Consider the following 25,079-nt stretch of genomic DNA (forward strand, 5'->3'; position numbering starts at 1 on the left):
GTCAGCGGCAGCGACTGCTCGGCCTACGACTGCGAGTTCGTCGCGCTCGCCATGCGACTGGACACCCGAATGGTCACGATGGACCGGAATCTGCTGCGGTCGTTTCCGTCGCGTTGCGTATCATTGATTCCCACTTGAGCCGCTTTCCGGGGCGGCCCCGCAACTTCCCCCTGAGCGCCCAGCCGTGACGATCACCATTCTCTACTTCGCCAGCCTGCGCGAAACCGTCGGCACCGACAGCGAGCAGTCAGCACTGCCGCCAGGCGTGAGCACAGCCGGCCAGCTGCGCGGCTGGCTTCGGGAACGCGGCTCGCCGTGGGCCGAGGCACTGGGCGAGGGCAGGGCGGTGCGAGTCGCGGTCAACAAGGTGATGGCCATCGACGGCACTCCGGTGCCCGACGGCGCCGAGGTGGCCTTCTTCCCGCCGGTCACCGGAGGCTGACATGTCCGTGCGCGTGCAGCGGGAAGACTTCGACCTCGGCGCGGAGGTCACTGCGCTGCGTGCCGGCAACCCGAAGGTGGGCGCGGTTGCCTCCTTCGTCGGCCTGGTGCGCGACCTCAACGACGGTTCCGGCGTGTCCACCCTCACGCTCGAGCACTACCCCGGCATGACCGAGAGCGCGCTCGAGGAGATCTGCGCGCAGGCCCGCGCCCGCTGGGATCTCCTCGACCTGCGGGTGATCCACCGCGTGGGCGAGCTGGCACCGCTCGACCAGATCGTGCTGGTGGCGGTCAGCTCGGCCCATCGCGGCGAGGCCTTCGCTGCCTGCGAGTTCGTCATGGACTACCTGAAGACCCGCGCGCCGTTCTGGAAGAAGGAGCGCACCCCGCAGGGCGAACGCTGGGTGGAGGCCCGAAGCTCCGACGACCTGGCCGCAGCGCGATGGGACTCCGATGCCTCGTGACCCGGACCGCCGCATTGTGATCCGGGCCGGCGCATCGTGATCCGGGCCGGCGCATCGTGATCCGCATCGGCGCCGCGGGCTTCGCGGCGATCGCTGCCGGCGCGGTGCTCGGCGCGTGGCTGCGCTTCGCGCTGGGCGCGCTGCTCAATCGCAGCATCGAGTCGCTGCCGCTGGGCACGCTGGTCGCCAACTTGCTGGGCGGGCTGCTGGTCGGCGCCGCCATCGCCTGGCTTTCCCGGCACCCGGAGCTCTCGCCGCTGTGGCGGCTGTTCCTGGTCACCGGCTTCATGGGCGCGCTGACCACCTTCTCGACCTTCTCCGCGGAGTCGCTGGAGCTGATCCAGCGCGGCGACGTCGGCTGGGCTTTCGCGCACGCCGGCCTGCACCTGTTCGGTTCGCTGGCCGCCGCGGCCATCGGCTTCCGGTTGGCAAGTTGAGCTTCGTCGCCGACGCGCCCGCCTGGCTGTGGGCGGCCTGTGCGCTGGCCGCCGCGGCGGTGCAGACCGCGCGAAACGTCATGCAGCGTCAGCTCACCGAACGCCTGGGCACGGTGGGCGCCACCCACGTTCGATTCCTGTTCGGGCTGCCTTTCGCGCTGATCTTCCTCGCTGTCGTCGGCCAGGCCGTCGGGCTCACTGCGCTGCGCCCGTCGTGGGCCTTCGCGGGCTGGACCATGCTCGGCGGCGGCGCGCAGATCCTCGCCACCGCGCTGATGCTCGCCGCAATGCGCGAGCGCTCCTTCGTCCTCACCACCGCTTATCTGAAGACCGAGCCGGTGCTGATCGCGCTGTTCGGCCTGGTGTTCCTCGGCGACCGGCTGGGCGCCCAGGCCAGCGCAGCGGTGCTGCTGGCCACGGCAGGGGTGGTGCTGATGTCGATGCCGCACGGGTTCCTGGGCAGTGGCTCGGCCAGCACAGGCAGCACAGGCAGCGCGCGCCCCGCGCTGCTTGGCATCGCCGCCGGCGCGATGTTCGCGCTGTCCGCGGTGGGCTTTCGAGGCGCCATCCTGGAGTTGGGCGACGGGCCCTTCCTTGCGCGCGCCACGGCCACGCTCGCTGCATCGCTGGCGCTGCAGACCGCCGTGCTCAGCGCCTGGCTGGCCTGGCGCGATCGCGCCGTGCTGGCCGACATCTTTCGCCTGTGGCGGCCCTCGCTGCTCGCGGGCGCTGCCGGGGCGCTCGCATCCCAGTTCTGGTTCCTCGCCTTCTCGCTGCAGACCGCGGCCGCGGTTCGCACCGTGGGGCTGGTGGAGATCCTGTTCGCGCAGGCGGTGTCGCACCGCCTGCTCGCGCAGGGCACCACCCGGCGCGAAGCCATCGGGATGGCGGCGATGGTGGCGGGAGTCGTGTGGCTTATGGCCGTCGGTGGATGAGACTGTGTTGTTTCCCACCGTCGGGTTGCTCGCCCGTTCGCCGTAGGCCCGCGGCGAGTCTTGCTGATCGGCCTTTTCTTGAGTTGAGATACGTCGTATCTCAATCAAGGAAACGAGCTCTACCATGCCCACAACCACCATGATCCACGTCCGAGTCGATGATCAGCTCAAGGCGCAGGCGACTGAAGCCCTCGCGGCGATGGGGCTGACGGTGTCCGACGCAGTGCGCGTGTTCCTGACGAGAATCGTCGCGGACAAGCGGCTTCCCTTCGATCTGCGCCTGCCCAACGCAGCGAGGCTCCCAGCCATCGAGCAGGCTCGCGCCTTGGCCAATGCGCGTTTGGCGGCTGCGGAAGCCCTGATCGAAGACCTCAGGAAAGCCAGACGCGCCTAAGCGTGCGCGCCGGCCGGGGCTCGCAGATCTCTCCTGGTGCTGCAGCAGGCCCCTGCCTACTGAAACGCCACCTCGTCGAAGCTCCGCAGCTTCCGGCTGTGCAGCCGCTCCACCCCCTGTTCGCGCAGCAGCTCCAGCGCGCGGATGCCGATGCGCAGGTGCTGGTCGACGCGCTCGCGGTAGAAGGTGTCGGCCATGCCGGGCAGCTTGATCTCGCCGTGCAGCGGCTTGTCGCTGACGCACAGCAGGGTGCCGTAGGGCACGCGGAAGCGGAAGCCGTTGGCGGCGATGGTGGCGGACTCCATGTCCAGCGCCACTGCGCGGCTCTGGCTGAAGCGGCGCTCTGGCGAGGCGGCGGCGCCGCGCGAGGGCAGCAGCTCCCAGTTGCGGTTGTCGGTGCTGGCCACGGTGCCGGTGCGCAGCACACGCTTGAGCTCGGCGCCCTCCAGCCGGGTCACCTCGGCCACCGCGGCCTCGAGCGCCAGCTGCACCTCGGCCAGCGCGGGCACCGGCACCCAGGGCGGCAGGTCCTCGTCCAGCACGTGGTCTTCGCGGACGTAGCCGTGGGCGAGCACGTAGTCGCCCAGCGCCTGCGTGTTGCGCAGCCCCGCGCAGTGACCCAGCATGATCCACGCATGCGGGCGCAGCACCGCGATGTGGTCGGTGATGGTCTTGGCGCTGGACGGCCCCACGCCGATGTTGACCATCGTGATGCCGGCGCGGTCGTCGCGCATCAGGTGGTAGGCGGGCATCTGCGGCAGCCGCGGCGGTGCGGCGCCGTCCTCGTCGCCCTCGCGCGCGGCCACGCCGGTGCGCCGCGTCAGCAGGTTGCCGGGCTCCACGAAGGCTACGTAGCGGTCGTCGCCCACCGGCCGCGCCATCCCGTCCTCGCCCACGGGGCGGGCCATCATCTCGCGGCCCAGCTTCACGAACTCGTCGATGTAGAACTGGTAGTTGGTGAACAGCACGAAGTTCTGGAAGTGCTCGGGCCGCGTGCCGGTGTAGTGGCGCAGCCGCTGCAGCGAGTAGTCGACGCGCGGGGCGGTGAACAGCGCCAGCGGATGCGGCTCGCCGGAGCGCGGCTCGTGGGTGCCGTTGGCAATGCCGTCGTCCATCGCGCTCAGGTCGGGCAGGTCGAAGACGTCGCGCAGCAGCATCCTGCGCCGGGCGTCCAGCCGCCCCTCGATCACGTCGTCCGGGCCGATCGCGAAGTGCAGCGGAATCGGCTGGCGGCTGGTGCCCACCTCGAGCGGCACACGGTGGCTCTCGAGCAGCAGCGCGAACTGCTCCAGGTAGTAGCCGCCGAACAGGTCCGGGCGGGTAAGGGTGGTCTCGTAGGTGCCCGGGCCGGCGACGAAGCCGTAGCTGAGCCGCGAGTTCCAGCGCGAAACGGTGTCGTTGCGCAGGCGCACGAAGGGGTAGCAGGCGCGCAGGTGCCGCGGCGGATCGTCACCGGCCACGAAGCGCTGCAGCGCCTCGCGCAGCCAGGCGACGCCGGCTTCATGGATTTCGCGCACCTTCGCCAGCGCCGCCGCGGGGTCGTCGAAGGCCGCGGGCGGGAAGAAGGGCGCCGGGTTCATCGCGCGCCCGTGAGGGTGCGCGTGCCGACGTGGTCGAGCCGCCAGATGGTCGCGGGCGGCAGGTTGCGCGCCACCAGCCCGACGCGCCTCCAGACGAAGCGCGGCGCCGGCGACGCGAAGGGCGGGCTGCCCAGTCCGTAGGTGTACTGCAGCAGCATGGAGCCCGGCGCGGTGTCCATGGTGTCGGCCAGCGCGCGGATGCAGCCTTCGGCCACTTCCTCCGGAAGCGACTTGAAGGGCAGCGAGGAAACGATGGCCACTGGCGCGGTGGAGCGCACGTGGCGCGCAAGCTCGGTGGCGCAGCCGTGGACGATCTCCAGCTCCGAATAGCGCTCGCGCAGCACCGACACCATCCACTCGTCGCGCTCCACGGCCAGCACCCGCGAGAACTCGCGCCGCCGTTCGTTGAGCACCCGGGTGATGGCGCCGGTGCCCGGGCCCACCTCCACCAGGGTGTCGCAGCCGCAGCCGTCGAGCTCGCGGCCGATGGCGTCGGCCAGCCAGCGGGAGGCCGGGGCCACCGCGCCGACACCGCGCGGGTTTCGGACCACTGCCGCGGCAAAGGCGAACGCAGCGCTGGGCGCCTGGAACAGCCGCAGGGCCGGAGCACGGAGGCCCGGAATCGCTGCGCTTCGGATTCTCGGGTGACCCCGCGGGTGGAAACGGTCGCTCATCGTCCCGAAATCTACCGTGTTCGCGCCGGCTGCGCCATGCTTGAAAAGCGCGGCGGCCGGCCCCACGTTCATGCCAACCGCAACCCGCCGGCATCTCCGGCCAACGCCACGGAAACCGAACCCATGCGCCTGGACAAGCTCACCACCCAATTCCAGCAGGCCCTCGCCGACGCGCAGAGCCTGGCCCTTGCCAACGACAACCAGTACATCGAGCCAGTGCACCTGCTGGCCGCGATCGTCGCCGAGGCCGGCGGCTCCGGGCGGGCGCTGCTCGAGCGCGCCGGGGTGCGCGTACCCTCGCTCAAGACCGCGCTGGACGGCGCCATCCAGCGCCTGCCGCAGGTCTCCGGCACCGGCGGCGAGGTGCAGGTGGGCCGCGACCTGGTCAAGCTGCTGAACCTCTGCGAGAAGGAGGCCGGCAAGCGCGGCGACCAGTTCATCGCCACCGAGATGTTCCTGCTGGCGCTGACCGAGGACAAGGGCGAGGCCGGCCGCGTGGCCAAGGAGGCGGGGCTGACCCGAACGGCGCTGGAGGCCGCGATCGACGCGGTGCGCGGCGGCCAGACCGTGGGCGACCAGGCCGCCGAGGGCCAGCGCGAGGCGCTGAAGAAGTACACCATCGACCTCACCGAGCGTGCCCGCCAGGGCAAGCTCGACCCGGTGATCGGCCGTGACGACGAGATCCGCCGCGCCATCCAGATCCTGCAGCGCCGCACGAAGAACAACCCGGTGCTGATCGGCGAGCCCGGCGTGGGCAAGACCGCCATCGTCGAGGGCCTGGCCCAGCGCATCGTCGACGGCGAGGTGCCGGACACGCTCAAGGGCAAGCGCGTGCTGTCGCTCGACATGGCGATGCTGCTGGCCGGCGCCAAGTACCGCGGCGAGTTCGAGGAGCGCCTGAAGGCCGTGCTCAAGGACATCGCCGCCGACGAAGGCCAGACCATCGTCTTCATCGACGAGCTGCACACCATGGTGGGCGCCGGCAAGGCCGAGGGCGCCATCGACGCCGGCAACATGCTCAAGCCGGCGCTGGCCCGCGGCGAGCTGCACTGCGTGGGCGCCACCACGCTGAACGAATACCGCAAATACATCGAGAAGGACGCCGCGCTGGAGCGCCGCTTCCAGAAAGTGCTGGTGGGCGAGCCCACCGTGGAGGCCACCATCGCCATCCTGCGCGGCCTGCAGGAGAAGTACGAGCTGCACCACGGCGTGGACATCACCGACCCGGCAATCGTGGCCGCGGCCGAGCTCTCCAACCGCTACATCACCGACCGCTTCCTGCCCGACAAGGCCATCGACCTGATCGACGAGGCCGCCGCGCGCATCAAGATGGAGATCGACTCCAAGCCCGAGTCGATGGACAAGCTCGACCGCCGGCTCATCCAGCTGAAGATCGAGCGCGAGGCGATGAAGAAGGAGACCGACGAGGGCTCGCGCAAGCGCCTGGACCTCATCGAGGAGGAAATCGGCCGGCTCGAGAAGGAATACGCCGACCTCGAGGAGATCCTGCGCGCCGAGAAGGCCGCGGTGCAGGGCAGCGCCCAGATCAAGACCGAGATCGAGCACCTGCGCGCGCAGATGGCCGAGCTGCAGCGCAGTGGCCAGTACGACAAGATGGCCGAGATCCAGTACGGCACGCTGCCCAAGCTCGAAGAGCGCCTGAAGGCCGCCAGCGAGGCCGAGGCCGGGCGCACGAAATCAGGCGCGGGGGGGCGGCCGCGGCTGCTGCGCACCCATGTGGGCGCCGAGGAGATCGCCGAGGTGGTGTCGCGCGCCACCGGAATCCCGGTGAGCAAGATGATGCAGGGCGAGCGCGAGAAGCTGCTGCGCATGGAAGACAAGCTGCATGAACGCGTGGTGGGGCAGGACGAAGCGGTGCGCCTGGTGGCCGACGCCATCCGCCGATCGCGCGCCGGCCTTGCCGACCCCAACCGGCCCTACGGCTCCTTCCTGTTCCTTGGCCCCACGGGCGTGGGCAAGACCGAGCTTTGCAAGACGCTGGCCAGCTTCCTGTTCGACTCGGAAGACCACATGATCCGCATCGACATGAGCGAGTTCATGGAGAAGCATTCGGTGGCGCGGCTGATCGGCGCGCCTCCCGGCTACGTGGGCTACGAGGAGGGCGGCTACCTGACCGAAGCGGTGCGCCGCAAGCCCTACAGCGTGATCCTGTTCGACGAGGTGGAGAAGGCCCACCCGGACGTGTTCAACGTGCTGCTGCAGGTGCTCGACGACGGCCGCATGACCGACGGCCAGGGCCGCACCGTGGACTTCAAGAACACGGTGATCGTGATGACCTCCAACATCGGCAGCCACGAGATCCAGCGGCTGTCGTCGGACCCCGCCACCAATCGCCCGGACCTGATCAAGGAAGCGGTGATGGACGAGGTGAAGCAGTCCTTCCGCCCCGAGTTCATCAACCGCATCGACGAGATCGTGGTGTTCCACGCGCTTGACCAGAAGAACATCCAGTCGATCGCGCGGATCCAGCTGCGCAACCTGGAGCAGCGCCTAATCGCGCACGACATGTCGCTGACGGTCACCGACGCGGCGCTCGAGGAAATCGCCAAGGCCGGCTTCGATCCGATCTACGGCGCGCGCCCGCTCAAGCGCGCCATCCAGCAGAGGATCGAGAACCCGGTCGCGCGGCTGGTGCTCGAGGGCAGGTTCGGCCCGAAGGACGTGATCCCGGTGGACTTCAGGAACGGCGAGTTCGTGTTCGAGAGGGTGGTGCACTGAGGCGGGCGTGCCGACGCCTCAGCGATAAGTCCAATACCGATGCAGCAGGAAGGTGACCGGCGGCACCCCGGTCACCACCAGCCCGATGCCCAGCAGGTAGTGCAGGCCCAGCCGGTCGGCCAGCGCCGACAGCAGCACCGCCAGCGTCCAGCCCACGCAGGAGACCACGGCGAAGCGCGCCAGGCTGCGGGCGCCGGGCGTGGCCGAGAAGCTCCACAGCGTGTTCAGCGCGTAGGAGAAGGCGGTGGCCACAAGGAAGGCCGCGCCGTTGGCGAAGGGCGGCGAGCGCTGGGCGAGCTCGATCAGCAGGGCCGCCACGGCCACGTGCACGCCGGTGGCGAGCACTCCCGTCACCGCGAAGCGGCGTAGCTGCCGCACCACCTCAGCGGCCGTCTTGCCGCGCGGGCGGCGCCGCCAGGATCGCCATCAGCGACACCCCGAAAGGCAGGTCCATCCGCGGCAGCAGGTGGCGCTCCAGCGCGAAGATGCCTTCGAACGTCGCGTTCACCGGGCCCGCCGGCACCGCGGTGCCGGTGGCCTGCGCGCTGCCCATCAGCCGATCCTTCAGGCGCGCGAGCGCAGCCAGCGGAAAGAGCAGGGTGTTGAAGTGCGACAGCCGGCGCACTTCCAGTCCCGCACCGGAGGCCGCCTCGCGCAGGCCCGCAGCGGTGTAGCGCCGCTTGTGGTGCAGGAACTCGTCGTGGGCGCTCCACAGCCAGCGGCAGGCGGGCACCGTCACCAGCAGGCGCCCGCCGTCGGCGAGCAGGCCGCGCAGCGCGCGCAGGGTCTCAACGTCCTCTTCGATGTGCTCGAGCACGTCGAACATGCAGATCAGGTCGAAGCGCTCGCCAGCGAAGGGAATCTCGCCGGGGCAGCGCCCGGCGCGCACGTCGAAGCCGCTGCCCAGCTTGCGCGCGGCGATCTCGCGGGCACTCGCGTCCATCTCCATCGCGCTCACGCTGCCGAAGCCCGCGAGCATGCGCAGGTTGCCGCCGGTGCCGGAGCCCACCTCCAGGATGCGGGCCTGCGCAGGCAGACCCAGCGATGCGACCAGCCCGGAGAGGATTCGCCGGCGCCCCCTGAACCACCAGTGACGGTCCTCGGTCTCGGACATCTCCAGGTAGGCATCGGGGCTCAACGGGAAACACTCCAGGCGGGTGGGGCTGCGGCGAATCGACCCGGCGGACGGCGCCGCCCGGGATGGTGGACGTAGAATGCCTGCGCCCGCATCGAGCGGCGGCGCGCCGATTCGGAAGCTGCGCATCTTACCAAGCGGTCCGCGCCTGCCGCGGCCAGGTCCACGGAACGAGCAATGACCCACCCAGGAGCACCCGACACCCACGCAGCCCGCAAGCTGGTGAGCCTCGTCGTGCCCATGTACAACGAGGCGCCGGCGCTGGACGCGCTGTTCGCGCGCCTGATGCATGTGTTGGAGCCGCTGCAGGCGCGCTACCGATTCGAAGTGGTGTGCGTCAACGACGGCAGCCGCGACGCCACGCTGGAGGCGCTGATCCGCAAGTCGCGCGAGATTCCGGTGCTGCGGGTGGTGGACCTGTCGCGCAACTTCGGCAAGGAGTCCGCGCTGTCGGCCGGCATCGGCGAGGCTCGCGGCGACGCAGTGATCCCCCTGGATGCCGACCTGCAGGACCCTCCCGAGCTGATCGTGCAGATGCTGGAGAAGTGGGAGGCCGGTGCCGAGGTGGTGCTGGCGCACCGCGTGAACCGCGACACCGACGGCTTCCTCAAGCGGCTCACCGCGAAGTATTTCTACCGGGTGCACAACGCGCTCTCGGACCCCACCATCCCCGAGAACGTCGGCGATTTCCGCCTGATGGACCGCCGCGTGGTGGACGTACTGCTGAGCCTGCCCGAGAGCCGCCGCTTCATGAAAGGGCTGTTCGCGTGGGTGGGCTTCCGCACCGAATCGGTGGGCTACGAGCGCAGGGAGCGCTCCGCTGGCAGCACCAAGTTCTCCGGCTGGAAGCTCTGGAACCTGGCGCTGGAGGGCATCACCAGCTTCAGCACCGTGCCGCTGCGGGCATGGACCTACTTCGGCGGCGCAGTCGCCCTGCTGGCGCTGGTCTACGGCCTGCTGCTGGTCACCCGCACGCTGCTGTTCGGCGCCGACCTGCCGGGCTATGCGTCGCTGATGACCGCGGTGCTGTTCCTGGGCGGGGTGCAGCTGATCGGGATCGGGGTGCTGGGGGAGTACGTGGGCCGGATTTATGTGGAGTCGAAGCGGCGGCCGGCGTTTGTGGTTCGGGCGAGGTATGAGGGGGGGGCGGAGATGCCGGTGGGTGCGGCCTTGCCGCAGGGAGCCCCGGAGCAGGCCTGACGAGGAAGCCTGCGGTCAGAGCGAATCGCGGTGGGGCGTACCGTCGGGCTCCGGGCTGCGTCTTCGCAGCGACAGGTAGTTGAAGCGCTTCTGCTCCAGGCGCCCACGCGCCACGCTGTCGAGGATCAGGCCGCAGCCGGCGGACATCGCGGCAAGGCTCATCAGGCCGGTGGCCAGGACGGCCGTCGGCAGACGCGGCACCAGCCCCGTCTCCTGCCAGGTGAGGAACAGCGGCCAGGCCAGCACCAGCGAAAGCAGCGCGAGGGAGACGCCGATGCCGCCGAAGAACAGCATCGGCCTGACCTCCTTGAACAGCAGCATCATCGCGGAGAGAATGCGCGTGCCGTCCCGCATGGTGTTCAGCTTGCTGTGCGAGCCTTCCTCGCGGGGCGCGTAGTGCGTGTCCATCTCTGCCACGGGCATGCGGAGCTGACTCGCGTATACCGACATCTCGGTCTCGATCTCGAAGCCGCTGGAGATCGCTGGAAAACTCTTCGCGAAGCGATGCGAGAACACCCGGTAACCGGAGAAGATGTCGGTGAACCCGGCGCCGAACAGCCGTCGATAGAGCCCGTTGAAGGCCCGGTTGCCGCTGGCGTGTCCCTTGCGGTGGGCGTTGCCATGGACGCCCCGCCGGATGCCGATGACCATGTCGAGCCGTTCGTCGAGCAGGCGCTGGATCATCGCCGGCGCAGCCTCGGCTTCGTAGGTGTTGTCGCCGTCCGCCATCACGTACACGTCGGCGTCGATGTCGCCGAACATGCGGCGCACCACGCTGCCCTTGCCCGGCAGCGGTTCGAAGCGAACCACGGCGCCCGCGCGCCGTGCAATGTCGGCGGTGCCGTCGGTGGAGCGGTTGTCGTAGACGTAGATCGTCGCCGAGGGAAGCGTTCTACGGAACCGCTCGACGGTCGCGGCGATCGAGACTGCTTCGTTGTGGCAGGGGATCAGGACGGCTAGGTCGATACGATTGCGGTCGCCAGACCCCCTCGGAACCGGGGTCGTGCCTCCGACGACACGCAAGGGGGAGAGATCGGTTTCCACTGGGCTTTCCTTCGCAGACTCAAACGACCGCTACTGCGTAGACGTTCTTTCCGATCCATCGGTCGGTGAGCGAATCCAGCATCCGGCTCAGCGGAAACACGAGGCGGTCATAGCGGGCGATCGAGTCGGCGGTGAGCGTGCCCGACCCGCTGATCGCGCGGTACAGCAGGCTTGCCGCGAAGCCCAGGGTGTCCACGTAGCGGCTGAATTCCACCCGGAAGCCGGCGCCTGACAGCGCGGCCTCGAGCGAGCGGCGCGTGTAGCGCCGATGGTGGCCCACCAGCCGGTCCATCTCCGAGTAAAGCACCTGGAATGCCGGCACGTAGACCAGGACGCGCGCGCCGGATTGCAGTCGTGTGCGCAGCCCTGTCAAGGCGGCGCGGTCGTCTTCGATGTGCTCGAGCACGTTCAGCGAGTAGGCGTAGTGCAGCGATTGCGGCGATATCTCGTCGATGGCCATGACCGTATGCAGGCCACCAGCCTGCGCCCGTGCGGCCAGGCTAGCGTCGACCTCCAGGCAGCTCACATCGAGCCCACGCCGCTTCAGTGCCAGCGCGAAGTCACCTAGGCCTGCGCCGAAGTCGAGCACCGGCCCGTTGCCAGGAGGCGCGTGCCGTGCGACGAGTTGCTCCAGGAACCGGTTGTAGCGCACGGCGGAGCGCATCGCGTCCAGATTGTCGCGCCCGGAATAGGGGGAGTCCGCCACTGCGCCGGCGCTTCCGCTATCCATGCTCATGTCAGTTCTCCGTTCCGATCGGAGGTCTGCTTCATCGCCTGCGCGTGAGCACCGCCGACTGCGAAAGGCGGCCTTGTTCCCGGCTCCGTGAGGGGCTCTACCCGCCTCAACAATGCACGCGTCAGCAGGACGCACAAGCCCGCGAGCAACATTCCGCTCGCGCCATCCAGGATGTAATGCCATCCGAGCAGGACCGTTGACGTCCAGACTGCCAGGACCCAGGGAACCGTGAGAAACAGCGTTCGCCGATTGGCAACCGCAAGCCAGAACGCGGTGGTCGCAACCATGGCTACGTGCAGGCTAGGCATCGCCGAGACTCCGCCGAGAAGAATCCCGCCACGCTGCATCGCCTCCGACGGCGGGAGCGCCATCACCTCGGCAACCACCTTCATTGCCGTCTGTGTGGCCGATCCGTCCAGGTAGGCGAAGAGATCGGGGCGATAGAAGGCCGGGCCCATCACAGGGTTCAGCATGCCGAGGAGGCGGCCGACATAGAAGAGCAGGATCATCGACACGCAGTAGCGCAGAATGATTCGCGGCCCGCGTCCTACGACAACCAGCGCGAAGGCGGCGAAGACCTCGATGGCCCATGCGCTGTGATAGAGGCGATCCCAGGCGACGGCGTCAATGCGCAGGTCCTTGAGGTGCGCGAGCAATGTCCCCTCGATGTGCCACAGAATCGGGTCGCGCCACTGGGTCGTGTGCTGCAGCATGTCCAGGCTGAGCAGCGTTATGTTCGACGTTCCGTGTATCGCTGCGGCGGTCAGCATCAGCATCGGAATCGGCAGGACTCCACAGGTGAAGAACCGCACGCGGCGCATCGATTCCATGGTCGGCATACCGTCGGCGTGGCGAACGTGGCCTGCCAGCTTCCGCGATGCCATGCCGATGGTGATCAGCGCGCCGTCCCACAGGATTGCAAGCGTGAGAAGGATCGCCAGGAATCCCGTCAGGAAAACGGTTGCGTCCGGAAACCAGAACGTGAATGGCGATCCGGTTGCCGCGGCGAGTACCGCGGTCGTCAGGATCGCGACCGCGTAGATCCCTGCGATGATGCCAAGTTCCCTCATCCCTGCTCTCCCATGATGATGGCGCGAGGCCGGATGGCGCTGCGAACGAGCGCCGTGACCAGTGCGGCGACGAACGCGCCGCCCGCCACGTCGGCCGGGAAATGCGCGCCCACGGACACTCTCGAGATGCAGACGAGTAGCGCGAAGGCGATGAGCGTGATCCGGAGGGGCCGCGCGGCACCTGGAGAAAGCGCGCATGCGGTCAGGACCGCAAATGCGGCGTGCCCCGACGGAAAGGCGTGCACGGCGTCCTGCGCACCGATCACGGCAACTCGTGTTCCGAGCGCCAGCAGCGGGCGGGGGAAATCCAGAGCACTCTTGAGGATCGGCACGATCAGGGCGGAGACGAGCACATATCCGATCGCGAAAACGATGACATTGCGCATCGGCAGTCGGCCGGGATGTCGCCATGCGAACCATACGGCCAGCGCGAGGTAGAAAGGGTACAGGCGCGGGTGTCCCAGCACGCTGAACGGGGCCATCGACGCATCGACGAACGTGCCACGCACGCCATTTATCAGCAGGAACAACTGTTGGTTGAGACCGAACCAGTCGTACGCGGGATTTTCAGGGGTCAGCATCGCGACTTCGGACGGTGGTCTGCAGTGTGGTCTCGCGCGGGGGGCAGCAAGCGGCCAGGTCGTGATTGCCTGCCTCGTCCGGGCGCGATGGGCACCGCCGAAGTAGCGGTGCCCATCGCTAGCGTGGTGGTACCTGCCGTTTCCACCAATTTAGCTGAACCCCAGCGACCGTGGTGCGTAGGAGTGCACGCAGCCGCCGCCCCCGATGGGTGACGCTCGATTCCTCGCGAACCGCCCCGCGGGGGGGTGTCGCGCATTGCGGGCCGGGTGTTCTAATCGAGCGCCGACAGTGCCAGAGGTGGCCGGACGCGGCAACTGACACGGAGAGCGCATTGACGCGCAAGGGCGACGACAACGGCCATTCACCGACCATTGACGCGGAGCTGTACCGGGTCCTGATCGCGCAGGCCGCGCAAGTGCCGATGTGGGTCCTCCTGCTGCCGGTGCTGTCCCTCTTCGTCGGCGATCACGTATCGCGCGAGCACCGCATCGGGTGGGGCGTGCTGATTGCGCTCAGCCTGCTGATCCGTTGGGTGCTGGCGCGCATCTTCCGTTCGGCCGACCTGGCGGACGCCGCACTGCGTTCACGGGCGCGTGTCCTGAGTGGAATACTGGTATTCACAGGCCTGGCTGCGGGACTGGCGCCCGTCATCTGGTTCCCGGAGCTGCTGCAGATCGAGCGCGCGGTGATCACAGTGGCCTTCTTCGGCTGGTTCGCCGCCGCAGTCGTGGTGTCACTGGTGCATCCCCTGTCGGCCTACCTGTTTGGCATGGCATTGCTCGGACCGCTCTCTGTGGCCTGGGCCGCCTACGGCGGCTACCCTGGTCTGCTGGTGGCAATCATCACGCTGATGCTTCTGTTCTCGGTGCGACAGACGGTCGGTGCAGCGCATCGTGCAATCCGCGACGCCATCCGAGCGCGCCTGCGCGAGGCGGAATTGAGTCAGCGACTCGAGGAACGCGGACGGGAGTTGGAGTCGGCGATGGGGGTGAAGTCGGCCTTCCTCGCTGCGGCGAGCCACGATCTTCGCCAGCCGGTCACATCGATGAGCCTCCTGCTGTCAGCCATGCAGGCGGCACGAGACGAGCAGGCGATGCGCGCCGTCGCGGAGAAGCTGGACGCGCCGCTCCAGGCGCTCGAGGAAATACTGTCCTCGCTGCTCGAGATGTCGCGTCTCGAGTCTGGCGTCGTAAGGCTGGACAGCCGGGCCTGCGTTCCGGCGGAGATCGTGATCGCACTCGAGGCAGAGTACCTGCCGCGGGCACAGGCAAAGGGGCTTCACCTGCGCGTAGTGGGGGGCGACTTCGCCGCCTTCACGGACCCGGAGCTGCTCAAGAGGGTGCTCCGAAACCTCATCGAGAACGCGCTCAAGTTCACCGACGCGGGGGGTGTCAGTGTCGAGGCTTCTCGTAACGGCAGTGACATGCAGTTCGTGGTTTCGGACACCGGAAGGGGGATTCCACCGGAGGCCATTGAGCACATCTTCGACGACTACTTCCAGGCGGAAAACCCCCATCGGAATCGGGGACAAGGTCTGGGACTTGGCCTGGCAATCGTCCGGCGTCTTCTGGACTTGCTGGGCGGCACGGTGTCGGTTGTATCCGAACTGGGCCGAGGTACGCGTTTCTCGGTCACTGTACCGGGGGCCCAGGCCGACGCGGAATTGTTTCCTGCGCATGCGACCCGAGTGCGGTGGGCCACATCGCTCGACGTGAGCAGCATGCTCGTGGTTGAGGATGATCGCCTGATCATCGATGCGATGCGCACAGTCGCAGAATCGCTGGGCATCGACGCCCGCTTTGCGTCCGATGCAGAAGGGGCGCTCGCGCTGACGGCGCTCGGACGGTTCATGCCCGAAGTTGCCTTGGTGGATTTCGGCCTTCCGGGGAGCATGGACGGAATCGCGACGATCCTGGCGATGCGAGAGCGCTTGCGGGACTGCCGCTTCCTGCTCGTCACGGGAGACACCCGGGCAGAGGTCATCGGGCGCGCGGCGCAGCTTGGTATCTCCACTTTACACAAGCCGATCTCTGTGGAGCGGATCGCCGAGGCCCTTCGTGCGATGCCGAAGCGGGGTTCTCCAGAAAGGGGTGCTTGACTGCCCCCAAGCGGACATACCCATCCGCCGGCCGGCAGCTAGAGTTCCCCTATGGGGTGCGAAGGCAGGTCGATCGCTGCGCCCTCAGGGGCTCGTCGACTGCTCGCTGGTGCGGCGCGAGGCCCCTGTGACGGCCACCGCCTGGGCGCGATTGCTTACGCCGAGGGTACGGAAGATCACCGCGACGTGGGACTTCACAGTGTTGGACGAGATCGCGAGACGCCGGCTGATCTGCTTCGTGGTCAGGCCAGCGGCCAACAGCTCGACGATCTCTCGCTGTCGCTCGGTCAGGTTGGCAAGGGCGCTGGTGCTGGGCTCGGCAGCGGTGAGCCCGATCGGCGCCATGAGCGCGTTGACCTTCGCCACGGCGGAGTCATGCACCGCTGCATGAACAGCCGATGCATCTTGAACGCCAGTGTCGATGAGGCAAAGGATGTCTGGCGGCACGTAGATGCCCCCATCCAGAACCAGTTGCAGTGCATGTGACAGGACGCTGCGCGGCGAAGTCTTGGGAATGAACCCGCTCGCCCCCGAACGCAATGCTCGTGCGATGGTCGGTGGGTCGTGGATTGCCGAGAAGATCACGATGCGGCCGGTGGGGCACCATGCCCGGACCACTCGGAGTGCTTCAAGCCCGCTGATGCCTGGCAGGGTGAGGTCCAGCAGCACCAGGTCGGGGTCTGTGCTCGCGACGACATCTTCGAGAGCTTCGACACGATCCACCGCAGCCACCCTTTTCCCGGGCGCCAAGGCCTCGATGACGGTGGTAACCGCCTGAACGATCAGGGGGTGGTCGTCGATGATGAGGATGTCCATCTGGGGCTCGGGGGTGAAAGTGGATATTGGTTCGACAGGAAATGCGGGCGATACGCCGGAGGTTGCCTGGAGGTTATCGCATTCGTAAGGAACGGCTTCACGGCCGGCGGCTTCCAGGCCGCTCTTGCGTGGCGATTGTGACGAATGCCGCGAAACACTCGATACGCCACCCGATCGGGTGGGTACGGCGCGCAGGATGCCGAACCTATAATCGTTGCGGTCAAATCCCGAGGACTCTGCAATGACGACGGCCGCTCGATTCAACGGTGCACGACTCCGGGCGCTTTCCCCCCGGTGCGGCGTGGTGATTCTCACTACGCTGCTCGCGGCCTGCGGGGGTGGCGGGTCGTCCGATCCTGCCAAGGACACAGTGATCCTGCCCGGCGGCGGCATCAGCACGCCATCGACCCCCGCATCCACAACCGCGACGGTCACCGTCGGCGTGATCGATCCGGTCACCGGCGCGGCAAGGAACACGATCTCGTTCACGTCGCTGTCGCTCGTGCGGGCATTGGTGAAGGACGGCAACGGCAAGGCCTTGCCGAACACAGTGGTGCGATTCAGCGCGTCGGACGAAGCGGCCATCACGTTTTCGCCGGCCGCGACCGCGCTGACAGATGAGAATGGCGTTGCCAGCGTGAATCTCGGCCCGGCCAGACTGTCCACCGCGGGCGCCTACGCGATCAGCGGCAGCGTGCAGGTCGGCGAGAGCGCTTTCACCGGCAGCACGAGCGTCGCAGTCGGTGCCTCGCAGGTGGCGCTCGGCGATCTTGCGCCCGGAATCTCGCCTCTCTCGGCCTACGGAACCACGGTGTTCTCCGTATCGGTTTCCGGAGTGCCGACCTCTACGCTGGTGCAGGTCCGGTTCACCTCGGCCTGCGCGGCGCAGAACCCGCCGCGGGCGACGATCACGCCGATGGTCTCCACGGTGAATGGCATCGCGCGGGCCACCTACGTGGACAAGGGCTGCGGCTCGCAGGACCTGGTCACTGCCACGGTCGAAGGCACCAGCGTGGTTCGCGCGGCCACGCTCCCGGTGCTAAGCCCGTCGGTGGCCAACATCCAGTTCGCAAGCGCTTCGCCGATGGTGATCGCGCTGCGGGGGACCGGGGGCACGCAGGGGCCCGGCACGGGTGTGCGCTTCCCGGAAATCTCCACGGTGCGATTCCAGGTCGTCGACGAGGCCGGCGTTCCGGTCGCAACGCCGACCAACGTCACCCTCAGTCTGAGCAATGATACCGGCGGCATCCTGATCGACCAGTTGCCCGGGCCCGTGGTCAAGCAGACCGACGCGAACGGGTTCGTCGAGGTTCAGGTGCAGTCGGGCACTCTTCCGACGCCGGTCTGGGTGATCGCATCAATCACCACCGCGACGCGTACCGTCACCACCAACTCGGTGCAGCTCGCGGTGTCGACGGGGCAGCCGATACAGAGCCGGTTTTCGACGAGCTTCGAGGTGCTGAACTGCGAAGGCTGGAGCTACGACGGCAAATGCGGTTCTGTCGGGGTGATCGCGGCCGACGCCATGGGCAATCCGGTTCCTGACGGAACGGCAATCAGCTTCATTGCGGACCACGGCATGGTGGAAGCCAACTGCCAGACCGGTGTCATAACGGGACGACCGCTGCCGGGGGGGGACTCGCCGGGGGAGGACTCGCCGGGGCGTTGTCGTGTTTCCGTCTTCAGCCAGGGCACGAGGCCCTCGGATGGCAGGGTAGGTGTGGTCGCCTACGCGGTTGGAGAAGAGCACTACGAAGACTGGAACAGCAACAACCGCTACGACGTCGGCGAGGCTTTCTACGACATGGGCTACCTGTTCATCGACCGGAACCAGAGTGGTGCGTATGAGGCCGGCGAGCGGTTCGTCCCCTTCCTCACGGCCCAGAGCGGCGCCTGCGCGAGCAATTCCCTGCCTGCCGTGCGAACGGCCAGCGTACCCGGCACCTGCGACGGCGTATGGGGAAGAGCCCACGTGCGCTCGGGTGGTGTGATCGTGTTCTCGGGGTCGGTGCCGTATTTCCGAACTTCTCCTGTATTCGGGTCACCTAACATCAGCAACATTCCGACGAGCTACTCCCTCGGGGCTGCATGCTCGGCCGTCGTCGGCTTCTGGCTGCAGGACCTGAATGGCAACCCGATGCCGGAAGGCACGGTCGTGTCCGCGGATACGGGCGGAGCCTTCAAGCTCAGTACCTCCAGCGAGCCGACAAGGGTGCCAAACACGAACGCTCGTGGTGGTACGTACCATGCGTTCGCGATCAGCGGGCGCGATCCGGTCAGCGGCGAGTGCGTGGGCTCTGGGGCGGTGCGAATCCGGACGCAAACGCCCCGGGGCATCATCTCCGACATCTTCGTGAACGTCGGGGCCTGAGCGCCTGAGGTTTCCGGGCCCTGACGCATGGCTCCCGATTCCGGCGCCAGGGCCCCGGCGCAAGCAGCTTCCGGGCAAGGTGTTTCCGCCCGCCTGCCCATCCTCGGCGCAAGCAGGCGACTGCTCAGCATCTACGAGGACGCGCCCTACCGGAACGCCGGGGCCATCCTGGTGTTCGTCTGTGGCCTCGTGCTGCTCGCACGCTTGTCGCCTTTGGCAATGCTGCCGTTCCTGGTCCTCGTCTGGGCCAACGCCGACCGCCTCGCGCTGCGGGTCGACAGCCTGCTTGGGGCGGCGCCGTGGCTGCTCGTCGCGATTCCGGCCGCGGCGATCCTCGCGCGGCTGGTCTTGCAGCCACCCGCTGCCTCGGATGATCTGTTGCGCCACATCGCTTCGGCGTTCTGGCCCCGGGGCTACCAGGACATGTACGTCCACACAGCACTACCTCCGCATCCGCTGTACCCGGGTTTCGACGGGTTGCTGGGGTACCTGGCCCAACGCATCGGCCTCCCGGCCACGATGTGGCTTGCGCAGGCGGCGGCATTCGCCTGTTATTCGTTCGCGGTGATCGGCGCGGGCCTGCGCGTGTTGTCCGGCCGGGAGGATCGCTGGTTCTGGGTGGCGGCGGGCTGGCTGCTACTGTGCTCGCTGCTGGCGCTGCGCCTGTCCTTGGCGCGACCCGAGGTATTCATGGCCGCCTGGGCAATTTCCGCGGTGATTCCGCGGAGCCGCGGTGGGATCGCGCTCTGGGTCGTCATAGGCGTCGCGCTAGGGTCCGCCTACTGGCTGGCGCCGATCTATTACACGGCCGCGCTCTTGCTGCAGACCTCACTGCGCGCACGGCTGGCGATAGCGGCCGCGCTGGGCACCGCGTGGGCGCTCCTCTGGCTTTGGCTGACCGGGGGCGAACTGGTCGCTACGTTCGTCTGGCCCCTGGAGGCGGTTGGCAGGCGTATCCCGGAGCTGTCGGTCGGGGAGAACGTGAGTATCTTCGCGATGGTCTCCGCGCCCGAGTTCGTGCTCCTGGCGGCGGGCGCCGCCTGGGCGATCGGCAAGGGTGCCGCCGAGCCGAGGTTCGTGCTGCTCGCGGGCTTCTTCCTGCTGTCCAATCAGATCCGCTACGCCAACGTAGTTGCGGCGATGTTCATGCTGTGTGCGCTGGGGCTCATTGCGGCTGCAAAGGGCGAGGAACTGCTCCGCAGTAGGACGCAGTCCGGTGCGAAGCTGCGATCGGTGGTCGCCGCCGTGCTGCTGCTGTGCGCGCTGAGCATTCCTCCGCAGGTGCCCAAGTGGGCCGATCAGGTGCGGTTCCAACTGCCGCCCGGCTCAGTCGTGCTGGCGGGGAACATGCCGCCGATGTACTCGATGCTGTTCCATAACCCCGGACGGATACGGATCTCTCCAGGCTTCGAGCTGGGGGCCGCACGGCCGGAGGTGCAGCGGGCCATCCTCGACCTGGGCTCAGGTCGCCTGGACTGCGTGGCGGTGCTGGCGCTCGGGTTCACTCATCTGGTCGAGAACTCGTTCGCAGGCGTCCCGGCATCCTGCATGCGGCTGGAGGCCACGCAGAATACGTGGCGGCTCTGGAGGCTGGCTGCACCCTGAGCTGGCCGACATCGCCTCGATGCCTGGAGGCAACGCGGTCGGCGGGTCCCCGACGCGGCAAGACGCGATTGACGAACGAATGCGACATGTCGCGGACGTGGCAGTGCGCGGCAAGGCGACTCAGCGTTCCGTCCGCGCTTCCGAGACCGATGCGACCTGGGAAGGGCCTGCCTCGTTCTCGGCAAGCGGCCCATCCTGGGGGGCATCGTTACCGAGGACCAGTTGCACGTCCACGCGGGACGGGATCGAGTTGTCGAGGTGAATCTCGGGTTTGCTGGCCAGGCGGCGGCTGAGGGCCAATGCCGAATCGAGATGGCCGTCACGGAACAGGATCTTCGAGCGCGCAAGGTCGAAGCGCGGCGCATTCGAGATCCGCACGACCTGCATGCTTCCAGAACGCAGTGCCTCTCCGTAGCGACGGGCGATGCCGGGGGTGCCATTCCCGTTGGCAACCGCTACACGCGCAGGCGGCTGGGCTCTGGCCGGAGCGCGCGGCGGTTCGAGGCTGCTCGCTTTCAGCGCAGCGACCGCCGCTGGTGGCGCAGCCAGGGGGGCCGAGGGCGGGAGCTTGGCCGTCGATGCGGCTGCCGACGCTACCGTAGAGGGGGCAGCAAGAGCTGGGCCTGCGTCCTGGGTCGATGAATCCTTGGAGATCGCCGTGCTGTTCCCGGCGGCGGGCACGGTGATGACGGTCAGGGAGGGTCTGGCGGACTGCATCGTCCCCACGTCGACAGGGGAGGGCGCATATGCAAGGTTCATGACGGAGGCAGACACGACCTCGCGCACCGCCGACGGCGTGACAGCGGCCGGCGCAGGGGCTGTGATTCCCGCGCTGGCGACCGCCGGGCGCCCGGCAAGGACTGCGGCTTTCGCCGGATCTTCGGCAACCTTCGCGGCGAGCGCAGACCAGTTGGCGCGCACACGCTCGTTGCGCGGGTCGAGATCGAAAGCGCGGCGCAGGGCCTCTGCGGACGCGCGGTGCTCGCCGGCCAGCATGCGCACGTAGCCGAGGTTGCCGTGCAGATGCGCGGACTCGGGCGCCCGCTGGATTGCGGCCTCGAGCTCGGTAGCCGCCGCCTGCAGGTCACCCAGTTGGGCCAGCGCGGCGGCACGGCCGTTGCGTGCCTCGACGTGAGCCGGGTCCGCGGCGATCGCCTTGGTGAAGGCCACCAGCGCAAGGGCGTGGCGGCGCTGTCCAAGGTAGTACTTGCCGAGCGCGTATTGCCCGCCGGCATCGCCGACGCTGTGGCTTACGCGCTCCAGCGCGACGGTGGTCGCCCGCGGGGCCTTCGCGCCGGGCGAGAACGCCGCGCAGCCGGACAACGCGGCCACCACCGCCACCGCCATTGCCGTCCTGGTCATCGAGCTTTCCATTGGACCTCCATTGTCATTGGCCGAAGGTGGACAGGAGCTTGCCGATCCGCAGTACTGCGGGCCCGGCAACCACGATCAAGATCGAGGGGAAAATGCACAACACCAACGGGAAGATCAGCTTCACCGCGACCTTTGCGGCGGCCTCCTCGGCACGCTGCTGCCGCTTGGACCGCAGCATGTCGGAGTGGATGCGGAGCGCGTCGCCGATGCTGGTACCGAATTTCTCGGACTGGATCAACATTGCCACCAGCGTGTCGATGTCTTCCACTCCAGTACGCAGGGCAAGGTTTCGCAGTGCCCGTTCCTTGCCGCCACCGGCACGCATCTCGAGCACGACGAGCTGGAGCTCGTCGGCCAGCACCTCGCTCTTGAGCTGCATCTCGCTTGCCACGCGCGCGAGCGCAGCGTCCAGTCCGAGGCCTGCCTCGACGCAGATCGTGAGCAGGTCCAGCGCATCCGGGAACGCTTCGAAGAGTTCGCGCTGGCGCAGCTTTACGATCCGGTTCAGGACCAGGTTGGGCAGGTAGTAGCCCATTCCCATGAGTAGCGTGAGGAGGATGACGAGTCGGCTCGCGCCCATGTCCTTGCCGGCCATCGTGATGGCGAACCAGCCCACCAAGGGCAGCGCTAGGCCGAGGAAGGTCTTCACACCGAAGAACACCACGGGCGCCGAGGCACTCCGAAGGCCGGCATGCATCAGCCTGCGGCGTATCTCCGACTGCTCCCAGCCTTCGTCGGGGATCGAGAGCCTGGCCAGAGGTGAAGCGAGCTTGACGACAGACTCCACCCAGCCGGACTGGGACGGCTCCTTGACCAGCGTCGGCGTGGCTCCGGTCACGACTCGTTCGAGGCGCCTGCTGGTTTCGCTTCGACGTAGAAGGAGGAAAAGACCCACTGCGAGTCCGCTTGCGGCCAGGAAGACCATGGCCAGGATCGCAATCTGTGGCAGTGGCATGTCGGGTGGCATTGTGGGCTCGCTTGTATCGGCGTTTGCCAGGTCGCAGGCTGGCGGCGCCTAGACGTGGATCCGGATGATCTTGCGCATCCAGAGAACGCCCAAGACCATGAAGAACAGGCCGCCGTAGATCATCTTCACGCCGGCGGGTTCAGTCCAGAGGGTCGACATGAACTTCGAGTCGATCGCGAACAGCAGGCCTGCCGTGAAGAACGGCAGAAGGGTCAGCACCAGGGCCGAGAACCTTCCCTCAGCGGAGAGCGTCCGCACCTTGCCGAGCAGTTTCAGCCGGTCACGGATGATGTGGCTGATGTTGTCCAGCACCTCCGCGAGGTTGCCGCCGGTTTCCCGCTGTATCAGGACAGCGATGACGAAGAAGCCGAGATCGGTGCTCGGGACGCGGGTAGCCAGGTTCTGCAGGGCGTCCTGCACGGAGATTCCGTAATTGACCTCGTCGAAGGTCTGCCGGAACTCCTCGCCCAGGGGCTCGGGCAACTCGCTGCCGGCCATCTGCAGCGCGCTTGGAAAGGCATGCCCGGCACGCAGCGCACGCCCGATCAGGTCGAGCGCATCCGGCAGCACCTGCTCGAAGCGTCGCAGCCGCTGGGCGCGGCGGAAGATCAGGTATTCCAGCGGGATCAGCCCCAGCAGGATTGCGCCGAATACCGATACCGGCAGCGGGAACCGCAGCACGAGTCCACCGAGGAGGCCGGTCAGGAACAGGCCACCGGAGGTCCCCAGGAAGCTCGCTACCGTCCAGTCGACACCGCTCTGGGTGATCAGCCGGTCAATCGAACCGATCCTGGGAAGATGGAGCAGCAGGCGCTCCAGCCCCGGGCTGTTGGACAACATGCGCTGCTTGAGTAGCGTGGACTGAGCGGAGTCCACGTGTCCCCCGGCCGACATCATGCGCAGCCGCTTGTCGATACGTCTGGCCTCGGGGCCCTTGCTCGAATTCCACCAGATGTAGAGGGCCTCGATGGCCAGGAACACCGCGAGAAACAGCAGCACCGCTGCGGCGACGGCTAGGTTGCTCATCTCGTGGCCTCCTCAGGAGAATCGCCGCGCCGGATCGAAGTACTCCTCCGGCAGCGTGATTCCGAAGGCCCGCAGACGCTCTATGAAGCGCGGCCGCACCCCGGTTGCGGCAAAGTATCCATCGACGGCTCCGTTCGTACCGATCCCCAACTGCTTGAAGGTGAAGATCTCCTGGAGGGTGATGGTTTCGCCTTCCATGCCGGAGATCTCCTGCACGCTGGTGATCCTCCGGGTTCCGTCGGTCAGGCGCGCCACCTGCACGATCACCGAGATCGCCGAGGCGATCTGCTGGCGGGTGGACTTTACGGTCATGTTCATTCCGGCCATGCTGATCATGTTCTCCATCCTCGCGATTGCGTCACGCGGCGAGTTGGAGTGGATGGTCGCGAGCGAGCCTTCGTGGCCGGTATTCATCGCCTGCAGCATGTCAAAGGCCTCTGCGCCGCGGACCTCGCCAAGGATGATCCGGTCCGGGCGCATCCGCAGCGCGTTGCGCACCAGCGCGCGTTGCGTGACTTCGCCCTTGCCTTCGATGTTCGGCGGGCGCGTTTCAAGACGAACCACGTGTGGTTGCTGCATCTGCAGCTCCGCGGCGTCTTCGATCGTGACGACGCGCTCGTTGTGGGGGATACTCGCCGAGAGGATGTTCAGCAGCGTGGTCTTCCCGCTGCCGGTGCCGCCCGACACCAGCACGTTCAGCTTCGCGGCCGCCAGCGATTCGAGCGTCTTTGCCATCGGCTCGGTTAGGGTCTTGAAGGCCAACAGGTCCGACATCTTGAGCGGCACCACCGCAAACCGACGGATCGACATGATCGGTCCATCGATCGCCAGCGGCGGGATGATCGCATTGACCCGTGAGCCATCGGGCAGCCGCGCATCGACCATCGGGCTGGATTCGTCGATCCGCCTTCCCACGCGCGACACGATCTTGTCGATGATCTTGAGCAGGTGCTGCTCGTCATTGAATGTGACGTCTGTCAGCTCGAGGCGGCCGCGCCGCTCCACGTAAACCTGCCTGTGCGTGTTCACCAGGATGTCGGAGATCGTCGGATCGGCAAGCAACGGCTCGAGCGGGCCGAGGCCCAGCATCTCGTGCCGGATGTCCCGGACGAGGTTGCGGCGCTCGGCGTCGTTCAGCGCAACGGATTCCTCGGCGAGGATCTGCTCGATCAGCAGCTTCAGCTCTTCCCCGACCCGCTCGGGGTCCAGGCGCTGGAGGCGCCCCAGGTCGACGCGGTCGAGAAGGGTCTGGTGGATGCGCTGTTTCAGCTCGAGGTAGGCGCGACGCGACGTGCCATGCGCCGGGCCTTCGATGACCTGGAACTTGCGCTCCTCCTGCTGCTCGTTCGTTCCCAGACGTTCGCGTAGTGACATCCCGTGCTCCGTATCGC

At 67.6% G+C, this 25,079-nt stretch carries 23 protein-coding genes; 10 read left to right on the plus strand and 13 right to left on the minus strand.

Translation table 11 applies throughout. The annotated features are described in order from the left end of the window. The first annotated feature begins 184 nt into the window (after nucleotides 1-184). The 5 genes from moaD to HNQ70_RS05175 all read left to right on the plus strand — a co-directional run bounded on the left by moaD (nucleotide 185) and on the right by HNQ70_RS05175 (nucleotide 2,671). Nucleotides 185-442, plus strand: a complete 258-nt coding sequence (moaD, locus tag HNQ70_RS05155; protein WP_183964941.1) for a molybdopterin converting factor subunit 1 — start codon at nucleotides 185-187, stop codon at nucleotides 440-442. A gap of 1 nt (nucleotide 443) precedes the next feature. Continuing rightward, nucleotides 444-905: a molybdopterin synthase catalytic subunit MoaE gene (gene moaE, locus HNQ70_RS05160; RefSeq protein ID WP_183964943.1), complete on the plus strand. Its 462-nt coding sequence runs from the start codon at nucleotides 444-446 to the stop codon at nucleotides 903-905. A gap of 56 nt (nucleotides 906-961) precedes the next feature. Then, nucleotides 962-1,342: a fluoride efflux transporter CrcB gene (gene crcB, locus HNQ70_RS05165; RefSeq protein ID WP_425504331.1), complete on the plus strand. Its 381-nt coding sequence runs from the start codon at nucleotides 962-964 to the stop codon at nucleotides 1,340-1,342. Beyond that, the gene (locus HNQ70_RS05170; protein ID WP_246434717.1) at nucleotides 1,339-2,277 is read left to right on the plus strand and encodes an EamA family transporter; all 939 of its coding nucleotides are present in this window, start codon (nucleotides 1,339-1,341) and stop codon (nucleotides 2,275-2,277) included. The genes crcB and HNQ70_RS05170 overlap by 4 nt, the downstream gene beginning before the upstream one ends. A gap of 124 nt (nucleotides 2,278-2,401) precedes the next feature. Continuing rightward, a complete protein-coding gene (locus tag HNQ70_RS05175) occupies nucleotides 2,402-2,671 on the plus strand; it encodes a type II toxin-antitoxin system RelB/DinJ family antitoxin (protein WP_183964945.1) in 270 nt (89 codons plus the stop codon). 56 nt (nucleotides 2,672-2,727) lie between these two features. Here HNQ70_RS05175 and HNQ70_RS05180 read toward each other — a convergent pair whose 3' ends face one another. Both HNQ70_RS05180 and HNQ70_RS05185 read right to left on the minus strand, forming a co-directional pair. Next, nucleotides 2,728-4,251: an AMP nucleosidase gene (locus HNQ70_RS05180; RefSeq protein WP_183964947.1), complete on the minus strand. Its 1,524-nt coding sequence runs from the start codon at nucleotides 4,249-4,251 to the stop codon at nucleotides 2,728-2,730. After that, the gene (locus HNQ70_RS05185) at nucleotides 4,248-4,772 is read right to left on the minus strand and encodes an rRNA adenine N-6-methyltransferase family protein (RefSeq protein ID WP_183964949.1); all 525 of its coding nucleotides are present in this window, start codon (nucleotides 4,770-4,772) and stop codon (nucleotides 4,248-4,250) included. The genes HNQ70_RS05180 and HNQ70_RS05185 overlap by 4 nt, the downstream gene beginning before the upstream one ends. A gap of 276 nt (nucleotides 4,773-5,048) precedes the next feature. On the opposite strand from HNQ70_RS05185, the gene clpB reads away from it, so the two are divergent. Next, nucleotides 5,049-7,664: an ATP-dependent chaperone ClpB gene (clpB, locus tag HNQ70_RS05190; RefSeq protein ID WP_183964951.1), complete on the plus strand. Its 2,616-nt coding sequence runs from the start codon at nucleotides 5,049-5,051 to the stop codon at nucleotides 7,662-7,664. Nucleotides 7,665-7,682: 18 nt separating this feature from the next. Here clpB and HNQ70_RS05195 read toward each other — a convergent pair whose 3' ends face one another. Together HNQ70_RS05195 and HNQ70_RS05200 are read right to left on the minus strand one after the other, a co-directional pair. Beyond that, a complete protein-coding gene (locus HNQ70_RS05195; RefSeq protein WP_343060648.1) occupies nucleotides 7,683-8,042 on the minus strand; it encodes a GtrA family protein in 360 nt (119 codons plus the stop codon). A 4-nt stretch (nucleotides 8,043-8,046) separates the two neighbouring features. Continuing rightward, a complete protein-coding gene (locus HNQ70_RS05200; protein ID WP_183964955.1) occupies nucleotides 8,047-8,802 on the minus strand; it encodes a class I SAM-dependent methyltransferase in 756 nt (251 codons plus the stop codon). 174 nt (nucleotides 8,803-8,976) lie between these two features. Between HNQ70_RS05200 and HNQ70_RS05205 the strand changes: the two genes are divergently transcribed. Next, entirely contained in the window at nucleotides 8,977-9,999 is a 1,023-nt protein-coding gene (locus tag HNQ70_RS05205) for a glycosyltransferase family 2 protein (RefSeq protein WP_183964957.1), read from the plus strand. A gap of 15 nt (nucleotides 10,000-10,014) precedes the next feature. On the opposite strand, the gene HNQ70_RS05210 is transcribed toward HNQ70_RS05205, so the two are convergent. Genes HNQ70_RS05210 through HNQ70_RS05225 form a run of 4 tightly spaced genes read right to left on the minus strand, consistent with a single transcriptional unit; the run spans nucleotide 10,015 to nucleotide 13,430 of the window. Beyond that, on the minus strand, nucleotides 10,015-11,043 hold the full coding sequence (locus HNQ70_RS05210; protein ID WP_343060649.1) for a glycosyltransferase family 2 protein: 1,029 nt from the start codon (nucleotides 11,041-11,043) through the stop codon (nucleotides 10,015-10,017). Between the two features lie 19 nt (nucleotides 11,044-11,062). Beyond that, on the minus strand, nucleotides 11,063-11,779 hold the full coding sequence (locus tag HNQ70_RS05215) for a class I SAM-dependent methyltransferase (RefSeq protein ID WP_183964960.1): 717 nt from the start codon (nucleotides 11,777-11,779) through the stop codon (nucleotides 11,063-11,065). Then, complete coding sequence (locus HNQ70_RS05220; protein WP_183964962.1) at nucleotides 11,776-12,849, minus strand: phosphatase PAP2 family protein; 1,074 nt, start codon at nucleotides 12,847-12,849, stop codon at nucleotides 11,776-11,778. Before HNQ70_RS05220 ends, HNQ70_RS05215 begins: the two co-directional genes overlap by 4 nt. Further along, nucleotides 12,846-13,430 carry a phosphatase PAP2 family protein gene (locus HNQ70_RS05225; RefSeq protein WP_183964964.1) on the minus strand — a complete coding sequence of 195 codons (585 nt, stop codon included), beginning with the start codon at nucleotides 13,428-13,430 and terminating at the stop codon, nucleotides 12,846-12,848. Before HNQ70_RS05225 ends, HNQ70_RS05220 begins: the two co-directional genes overlap by 4 nt. Nucleotides 13,431-13,762: 332 nt before the next feature. Here HNQ70_RS05225 and HNQ70_RS05230 point away from each other — a divergent pair, with 332 nt between their 5' ends. Further along, on the plus strand, nucleotides 13,763-15,529 hold the full coding sequence (locus tag HNQ70_RS05230) for a hybrid sensor histidine kinase/response regulator (RefSeq protein ID WP_183964966.1): 1,767 nt from the start codon (nucleotides 13,763-13,765) through the stop codon (nucleotides 15,527-15,529). An 84-nt stretch (nucleotides 15,530-15,613) separates the two neighbouring features. Here HNQ70_RS05230 and HNQ70_RS20505 read toward each other — a convergent pair whose 3' ends face one another. Next, a complete protein-coding gene (locus tag HNQ70_RS20505; protein ID WP_221302645.1) occupies nucleotides 15,614-16,834 on the minus strand; it encodes a response regulator in 1,221 nt (406 codons plus the stop codon). On the opposite strand from HNQ70_RS20505, the gene HNQ70_RS05240 reads away from it, so the two are divergent. Together HNQ70_RS05240 and HNQ70_RS05245 are read left to right on the plus strand one after the other, a co-directional pair. Beyond that, nucleotides 16,788-18,716, plus strand: a complete 1,929-nt coding sequence (locus HNQ70_RS05240; protein WP_221302646.1) for an Ig-like domain-containing protein — start codon at nucleotides 16,788-16,790, stop codon at nucleotides 18,714-18,716. The genes HNQ70_RS20505 and HNQ70_RS05240 overlap by 47 nt on opposite strands. A gap of 27 nt (nucleotides 18,717-18,743) precedes the next feature. Continuing rightward, entirely contained in the window at nucleotides 18,744-20,321 is a 1,578-nt protein-coding gene (locus tag HNQ70_RS05245) for a hypothetical protein (protein WP_183964972.1), read from the plus strand. 120 nt (nucleotides 20,322-20,441) lie between these two features. Here HNQ70_RS05245 and HNQ70_RS05250 read toward each other — a convergent pair whose 3' ends face one another. The 4 genes from HNQ70_RS05250 to HNQ70_RS05265 are packed head-to-tail and all read right to left on the minus strand — an operon-like array spanning nucleotide 20,442 to nucleotide 25,062. After that, on the minus strand, nucleotides 20,442-21,695 hold the full coding sequence (locus HNQ70_RS05250; protein ID WP_183964974.1) for a LytR C-terminal domain-containing protein: 1,254 nt from the start codon (nucleotides 21,693-21,695) through the stop codon (nucleotides 20,442-20,444). 13 nt (nucleotides 21,696-21,708) lie between these two features. After that, nucleotides 21,709-22,662: a type II secretion system F family protein gene (locus HNQ70_RS05255; protein WP_246434722.1), complete on the minus strand. Its 954-nt coding sequence runs from the start codon at nucleotides 22,660-22,662 to the stop codon at nucleotides 21,709-21,711. A 48-nt stretch (nucleotides 22,663-22,710) separates the two neighbouring features. Next, on the minus strand, nucleotides 22,711-23,688 hold the full coding sequence (locus tag HNQ70_RS05260) for a type II secretion system F family protein (RefSeq protein ID WP_183964976.1): 978 nt from the start codon (nucleotides 23,686-23,688) through the stop codon (nucleotides 22,711-22,713). 12 nt (nucleotides 23,689-23,700) lie between these two features. Continuing rightward, the gene (locus HNQ70_RS05265) at nucleotides 23,701-25,062 is read right to left on the minus strand and encodes a TadA family conjugal transfer-associated ATPase (RefSeq protein ID WP_183964979.1); all 1,362 of its coding nucleotides are present in this window, start codon (nucleotides 25,060-25,062) and stop codon (nucleotides 23,701-23,703) included. Nucleotides 25,063-25,079 lie beyond the last annotated feature (17 nt).

This window comes from Quisquiliibacterium transsilvanicum (assembly GCF_014202215.1).
In the GTDB taxonomy this organism is placed as follows: Bacteria; Pseudomonadota; Gammaproteobacteria; order Burkholderiales; family Burkholderiaceae_E; genus Quisquiliibacterium; species Quisquiliibacterium transsilvanicum.